This window comes from uncultured Gemella sp. (assembly GCF_963529685.1).
Classification (GTDB): Bacteria; Bacillota; Bacilli; order Staphylococcales; family Gemellaceae; genus Gemella.
The window spans coordinates 1-6961 of sequence record NZ_CAUSAI010000061.1; the positions used below are offsets into that span (position 1 = coordinate 1).

The 6961-nt window shown below is 30.0% G+C and carries 7 protein-coding genes; 1 reads left to right on the plus strand and 6 read right to left on the minus strand.

Annotated elements, in window-relative coordinates; translation table 11 throughout:
- Nucleotides 1-107 precede the first annotated feature (107 nt).
- The 4 genes from RWS90_RS07440 to RWS90_RS07455 all read right to left on the minus strand — a co-directional run bounded on the left by RWS90_RS07440 (nucleotide 108) and on the right by RWS90_RS07455 (nucleotide 3142).
- Nucleotides 108-1214 (minus strand): Gfo/Idh/MocA family oxidoreductase, encoded by a 1107-nt coding sequence (locus RWS90_RS07440; protein WP_314550114.1) that lies wholly within the window; start codon nucleotides 1212-1214, stop codon nucleotides 108-110.
- Between the two features lie 224 nt (nucleotides 1215-1438).
- Complete coding sequence (gene rpmF / locus RWS90_RS07445; RefSeq protein WP_003147267.1) at nucleotides 1439-1615, minus strand: 50S ribosomal protein L32; 177 nt, start codon at nucleotides 1613-1615, stop codon at nucleotides 1439-1441.
- Between the two features lie 32 nt (nucleotides 1616-1647).
- The gene (locus tag RWS90_RS07450; protein ID WP_314550116.1) at nucleotides 1648-2154 is read right to left on the minus strand and encodes a DUF177 domain-containing protein; all 507 of its coding nucleotides are present in this window, start codon (nucleotides 2152-2154) and stop codon (nucleotides 1648-1650) included.
- A gap of 85 nt (nucleotides 2155-2239) precedes the next feature.
- Nucleotides 2240-3142 (minus strand): 1,4-dihydroxy-2-naphthoate polyprenyltransferase, encoded by a 903-nt coding sequence (locus tag RWS90_RS07455; protein ID WP_314550118.1) that lies wholly within the window; start codon nucleotides 3140-3142, stop codon nucleotides 2240-2242.
- 159 nt (nucleotides 3143-3301) lie between these two features.
- On the opposite strand from RWS90_RS07455, the gene RWS90_RS07460 reads away from it, so the two are divergent.
- Nucleotides 3302-4165 carry an NAD(P)-dependent oxidoreductase gene (locus RWS90_RS07460; RefSeq protein WP_314550120.1) on the plus strand — a complete coding sequence of 288 codons (864 nt, stop codon included), beginning with the start codon at nucleotides 3302-3304 and terminating at the stop codon, nucleotides 4163-4165.
- A gap of 554 nt (nucleotides 4166-4719) precedes the next feature.
- Here RWS90_RS07460 and RWS90_RS07465 read toward each other — a convergent pair.
- Nucleotides 4720-5811 carry a hypothetical protein gene (locus RWS90_RS07465; RefSeq protein ID WP_314550122.1) on the minus strand — a complete coding sequence of 364 codons (1092 nt, stop codon included), beginning with the start codon at nucleotides 5809-5811 and terminating at the stop codon, nucleotides 4720-4722.
- Nucleotides 5812-5828: 17 nt separating this feature from the next.
- Nucleotides 5829-6776: an HD domain-containing protein gene (locus tag RWS90_RS07470; RefSeq protein ID WP_314550124.1), complete on the minus strand. Its 948-nt coding sequence runs from the start codon at nucleotides 6774-6776 to the stop codon at nucleotides 5829-5831.
- Nucleotides 6777-6961: the final 185 nt, after the last annotated feature.

Genomic DNA, 6961 nt, shown 5'->3' on the forward strand with positions numbered 1-6961 from the left:
GACCAAAACATCAATGCGTTCATTGATATTTTGGTCGTTTTGTCAACAATCTGAATACTCCAAGAGAATTTCTCTTGGAGTATTTGTTATTATTGGTCTCTTAGTTTCTATTTTACTATTTCTCTCAACTTTACTTTTCTATTTTCTTTTAAAGACAATGTGCATGCATCAGCAGTCGCAATTGACTCTAGAGCTGCGACACCATTTAATAGTTTTTCATATTCTTTTGATACTTTTTCTCCATTCAAAATATTATGCAAATACAACATTTCTTTATCTATACAGCTTTGTAACCAAAGTGGGCAACGTACATTAGGATTTCCATAAGCTATTGCACCGTCCATTCCTCTACCTGTATAAATAGCCATTCTATCATCATCTTCTTCTTTTGATTCATGGATTAAGAAATAACTCTCTTTTTCTCCTACTACTCTTAAAGTACCTTTAGTATTATATAAATCTAATTTTATAGCTCCTTTCGTACCTTCTATAAGGACGTAGTGTTCACCCCATCTAAAAGCATTCCCATATTCAAGTATTGCGTATCGTTTATTAGAAAATTCCAAATTAACTATTAAGAAATCATCTTCATCACCAAAATTTTCACCAACATGACATACATTTCCACCTATCATAGTTACTTGCTCGGGTAGACCATCCATAATAAATTGAATACAATCAAGTTCATGAATGTGATGGTATAAGTGTCCTCCAGACTGTGATCGGATTTTTTTCCAAGAAACAGTTTCTTGTTTTTCTTCCCATCCTGTTCTTGCTGCATGACAAAATATTACATCTCCTATTTTCCCTTGCTTAATCAATTCTTTTGCGTGACGTACTCCATTAAAAAAGTTCATAATATGACCTGCCATAAAAATCACATTATTTTCTCGACAAGTTTCAACCATAACCTTACAATCTTCATAAGATAAAGCGATTGGTTTTTCACAGAATACATGTTTACCATTCTTAGCGGCTAATAATACTGGCTCACGATGTAAATTACTCGGTGTTGCGACGATAACACAATCTACATCTTCTCTTGTTACCAATTGTTCTAAAGTTGAACAATTCTCTGCTTCTAGTTCCTTAGAAACTTTCTCTCCATTTTCCGGATCAAAAACTGCAGTTACCTTCGCATCTTTTATTTTCTCTAATGAACGAGCTAAGTCTGCTCCGAAATAACCTGATCCAACAATTCCATACTTAGTCATATCAAAATCCCCTTTTAAATTTCTATCAAATTAGAAAATTATATTATACTATTATTATACATCTTATCAAAAAAATTTAAAAGATATATTGAGTTTCTTGTCCAAAACTTACTTATTTATTAAATTTCCTCTACTTATTTCTCAATACATCGCTAATCTAAGATATCTTCTTTTAAATATAAAAAACCCTAAGGACACCTCCTTAGGGTTCGGTAATATTTAAATTATTTAACGTCTAGAACTTGTCTACCTTTGTACATACCAGTTTTTCTATCAACACGGTGACCCATTACGTAGTTACCAGTTGTTGCATCGATAGTAATTGATGGTGCAGATAGTTTTTTGTGAGTTCTTCTTTTTCTTTTAGCTGTTTTTGATGTTCTTCTAAAAGGAACTGCCATAGTTAATTTCCTCCAATTATTTTAAATAATTCTTATTGTTCTTTAAATAATCCATTAAGAGCCGCAAATGGTGATTCTTTCTTTTCTTTAACATCAGTTAAAGACTCTTCAGAAACCACTTCCCAGTCATTACCAGAAACCATCTCTAACTCCTCTTCATCAGAAGTAGTTATTGGAATATTTAAAATTATAAGCTCATTTACTAAAGGTGTTAAGTCAATATACATATCCATTAAATTAACGTCGAATACCTCTTCGCCTGCAAATACAGACTTATCAACGTATTCTTCTCTCTCTTCAATTTCAAATGGAACAACCACTTCTTTAAGTGTTTTTCCTGAAATCATTTCGAAGTTTCCTTTAATTAATAGATTGGCATAGATTTTATCTTGTCCACCTCGAGTTAATTTTCCACTAACAACAACGTCTCTAATATCTTTTAAAGAGCTATCGTAGTGTGCTACTTTAACATTTATATTTTCTTCAAAAACAAAAGTATCACTATTATTTTTGAATAACGAAGATCTTAACCATTTCATTAAATATCACCTCATAAACACATTATTTATTATATATCTTTTACTTTAAGATGTCAACAAAAAAAGTTGACTCTTTTTATATTTTTTAATTCATTATATATTTCAATATATTCGCTAACGACATTATGAATCCTACAAAAATCGTTAACTTAGCTGTTAGAACCATGTAAGGAGCCATTGTTTTTTTGTGATTATTTGCACTAAAACCTTTAATTATTTTTATAGCTAGTGGAATAGTAACTAATACTAATAAATTATACCATGAAACATATTTTGTAACAGCGAATACTATATTTAGCAAATACACTACTACAAAACAGTTTGCCAAAGTTTTAATCGCATTATTTCTTCCGACAAGTATTGCATAAGTTTTTCTTCCTGATTCTTTATCATTATCTAAGTCACGTATATTATTCGCGAGTAGGATAGTTCCTATCATAATAAATAAGGGTAATGAAACTACAATAATATCGGTATTAACATAGCCAGTTTGGAAATAAAATGATAGAGCAATAATAATTGTTCCCATAAAGAAACCTGAAACAACTTCTCCAAATGGTGAATAAGCTATTGGATATTTTCCACCTGTATATAAATAACCAGCTATCATACATAATAATCCAACTAATAGTACATAAAAACTAGTCATTAAGGTTAAAATTAATCCTAATACAAATGCTAAACCATATAATACTAAAGCTCCATTCATAACTTCTTTAGAACTTAAGTTACCCTTCACTATCGAACCAGAAATCCCTTCAGAATCAACCTTATCTAAGCCATGTTTATAGTCATAGTATTCATTAAATAAATTAGTGGCTGCTTGAATTAATAGACAAGCTAATAAAAACAATATAAATTTAAAAATTGAGAATTTAATCTCGTATCCTAATGCATAAGTTGCTCCAAATAATACAGGTGCAATCGATGCTGGATAACTATGTGGTCTTGTACACAAGAAAAACTCTTTTAATTTACTTTTATTCATATCATCCTCCTAGTTATCTTCTTATCTTAGTAATTATACCATATTTTAAAATCCGATGATATTAAATTATTTATCCAAAGTTAAAAACAGAAATTATAGCGTTTTCATCATTTTATGCTATAATTATTATAAGAACATTATTTATCGGAGGTCATCAATATGAAAATTGCATGGATTGGAACTGGAGTTATGGGAGAGAGTATGGCTGGTCACCTTATGGATGCTGGTCATGAACTATTCGTATACAATAGAACAAAAAGTAAAACTGACAATTTAGTAAAACGTGGAGCAACTCTTCTTGAAGAGATTAAAGATGCTTCAAACTTTACAGATATCGTATTCACAATGGTAGGTTATCCTAAAGATGTTGAAGAAGTTTATTTAGGAGAAAATGGGCTTATTACAACCGCTAAAAAAGGACAAGTATTTGTCGATATGACTACTTCTTCTCCAAGTCTAGCCGAAAAAATTAGTAATGAATTTCTAAAAGTTGGTGCATATGCACTTGATCTCCCAGTTACAGGAGGAGATGTTGGAGCAAGAAATGCTACTCTATCAATCATGGCTGGTGGGGATAAGAAAGTATTTGAAGAAGTTGTTCTTCCACTAGTTGAAAAACTAGGTAAAAATATTACATATTTTGGTGAGGCTGGCAAAGGTCAATATACGAAACTTGCCAATCAGATCGCAATAGCTACAACTATGATTTCTGTCGCTGAAAGCTTCAAATTCGCTAAAGAAGTTGGACTAGACTTAGACTCGTTCTTCAAAACAGTATCTACTGGATCAGGTGGTAGCTTTTCAATGACTTCATATGGACCACGTATCCTAAACGGTGATTTTAAACCAGGATTTTTCACACACCATTTTATCAAAGATATGAAACTAGCATTAGAAGAATGTGAAAAAATGAACATCAAACTACCAGGACTTGAAACAGCATATAAAATTTACAATGAATTAGAAGAAGAAATCCGTAATACAAACGGTACACAAGCAATTTCTAAATGGTATAAAATTTAATAGTAAATAATTATTATAAACTGGTAAATTCTTGTTAACATAAAGAATTTACAAAGTTTTATTCACACTCCTATTAAAGTAGGATAAAAATCCAAGAAATGAATCTTTTGATTCTTTCTTGGATTTCGGTTGTATAATAAATCCTGGGCATGAAAAAAACTCCAGCCCCGGATTTCAATTTTTATATACAAAAGACAAATATCCAATGTAATTAAGGTGTAAAAAATAATTAACTAAGAAAGGATATTCATCACGAATAATTTCATCACAAATTTACTATTAATAAAAGACCAAAATATAATTATGGAGGAGAAACTTGATTTAATCACAATGAAAAAGGTCAAGATACATTCATATTCTATGGAATTTTTGGAAAGTAATATTAGAAGATAGAGATAAAATAAAAAAGAGAGTAACATATAGATATTCTAGCTTTAGTAATTTCAGGCTATGCATTTTATTTATATCTAGATTATTTAGTTCTAAATATAAAAATAATGTTAAACTTAATAAAAGTAAGAAAAAATCTAAGCAGCAAAATGCTGCCTAGATTTCTAGAATGATTTTTTCCCATGCACCAAACTTGACAAAGAGCCACTTTCTACATAGTATTTCGATCTACTTTGACCACCTTCATATTGTTTATTATTTAATCGAAGAATCATTTGACCATTTTGTTTTCCACCAATAAGTCTTTCAACTAAAGGTACAATAACTTTATCTCCTTCAATAATAAATTTATCTGGTTCAGCTGGAGTTTTTACAACTGCACCACCTATACCACCAAATGCGGCAAGGTACATCTTATCTTTCTTGAAGTAAATAACTTCATTTAATCTTATACTCTTATTATACTTGTCTTCATTACCTTTATAACTATCATCCACTTCTTTGTAATTAGCGTCTTTTAGATTAGTTAACTTTTTATACACTTGCTCTGCATTAAAAGTTTCTGGCAATCCTGTATTGTAGATATCTGTTATTTCAGCTAGAGACATAGGTACTACATTTATGCCCGGTTGAGCACCTTTTACATGTCTACTAAAATCTGATAAATAACCGAATAATCCTATCATACTGTCCTTATCAGCACCTATTCTTACATTGCAATATTTATCTGCAATTGCCTTTGCAACATCTTTATCATGTTCTTTATTATTAAGATTTAGAGAATTCCATTTCAACTTATCATTGCCATTAACTTTAGAACCTATCTTATCCAAGTCATCCCCAGTAGATTTTAGTTTCCCACCATCAACCTTATAAGAACCGATAATTCTATTAATATCATTTGTTTTATGATCAGCATAATATCCACCTAAACGGAAATAGATTTTATCGAATTCTTCACTATTATCAACCGCATAACTTACAGTAGGCGCATATTTTTTAAGTATATCAATAACAGTTTGAGATAAGTGCAACTCTGAATTTAATACATCAATATCATTTAATGTTGAAATTTTTTCAATAATTATCGTTGTTTCTTTGCTAAGTTGCTTACCATCTACACTTCCTAAGTTCGCACTATTATTTGTAGATGAACCATCATGCATTTCCTCATATTTGATAATCCCAAATACGCATATTACCGCTGCAATAAATATCACAATAAAACCTAATATATGTTTCATACCTTTATTCATAATTTTTTCTCTTTTCCTTAATTATTTTCCTTATCGAATGTTGGAACATAGAAATGTCTACCTTCTAGACCGAATAGTTTTTCACTAAATGTTCCTGGTTCTACATTAGATAGATTCTTCTCAAACATCATCATTCTAGCATCAATGTTATCTATAAAATGAATAATTTCCGCTTCTTTAATCATAGGTAGTTTTGGTGATCCAAATTCATATTTACCATGATGAGCAAGTATTATATGTCTTAACAATGTAATTTCTTCAGCTTCAATTCCTAATTTATCAGCCATTCTAGCTACTTCATCACTCATAATAACAATATGCCCTAAAAGTTCCCCTTCTAATGTATAAGATGTTCCTACTGGACCACTAAGTTCTACAGTTTTTCCTAAATCATGTAAAATAATTCCACTGTAAAGTAAGTCTTTATTTAGCGTTGGATAAATACCTACCAAAGCTTTTGCTATCTTCAACATAGTTGTTGTGTGATAAATTAATCCTGAATAAAAATCATGATGCATTGATTTAGCTGCAGGATAGCTAATAAATTGCTTTTTATATTTATTTAATAATTCTATTGTTACAGTTCGTAAATTTTCATTACTTATTTCTTTTAGGAAATAATTTAATTCATTTATCATTACATCCTTTGGAACAGGCGCAGTTTGAATGTAATCTTGAATATTTATATTATCTTCATCGCTAGCCATTCGATAGTTTTTTATCTTTAATTGAAGCTTTCCACGATAGTCTAATACTGTTCCTTCAATAAATACCATTTTTCCGGCTTTTAGATTTTCACTATCTTCTTCTTTTACTTCCCAGATTTTACCATCAATACTTCCAGACTTATCTTTTAGATAAAGTGTTAAATATGGTTTACCACTAGTAGCAATTCCACGAACTACATTATCCAATAATAAAAACATATTAATTTCTTGATCTGTTTTAAAATCATTTATGAACATTTCTCCACTCCTTCTTTCGAATATTTATATCTTCCATATTATATTTTACTTTGAATTACAAAAAAATTCAAATAAATATGGTAAATTACTTAACTAAATAACAAAAAAGGAGCGACTTAACAAAATGATATGTACCCAAAATTCTGGACACATATATTTAGTTTAGACATGTGGATGTTATCCTG

What these genes read in the sequence shown, in the direction of transcription:
- RWS90_RS07440 (WP_314550114.1), bottom strand. Translation starts at nt 1,214, where the DNA reads ATGACTAAGTATGGAATTGTTGGATCAGGTTATTTCGGAGCAGACTTA.
- rpmF (WP_003147267.1), bottom strand. Translation starts at nt 1,615, where the DNA reads ATGGCAGTTCCTTTTAGAAGAACATCAAAAACAGCTAAAAGAAAAAGA.
- RWS90_RS07450 (WP_314550116.1), bottom strand. Translation starts at nt 2,154, where the DNA reads ATGAAATGGTTAAGATCTTCGTTATTCAAAAATAATAGTGATACTTTT.
- RWS90_RS07455 (WP_314550118.1), bottom strand. Translation starts at nt 3,142, where the DNA reads ATGAATAAAAGTAAATTAAAAGAGTTTTTCTTGTGTACAAGACCACAT.
- RWS90_RS07460 (WP_314550120.1), top strand. Translation starts at nt 3,302, where the DNA reads ATGAAAATTGCATGGATTGGAACTGGAGTTATGGGAGAGAGTATGGCT.
- RWS90_RS07465 (WP_314550122.1), bottom strand. Translation starts at nt 5,811, where the DNA reads ATGAATAAAGGTATGAAACATATATTAGGTTTTATTGTGATATTTATT.
- RWS90_RS07470 (WP_314550124.1), bottom strand. Translation starts at nt 6,776, where the DNA reads ATGTTCATAAATGATTTTAAAACAGATCAAGAAATTAATATGTTTTTA.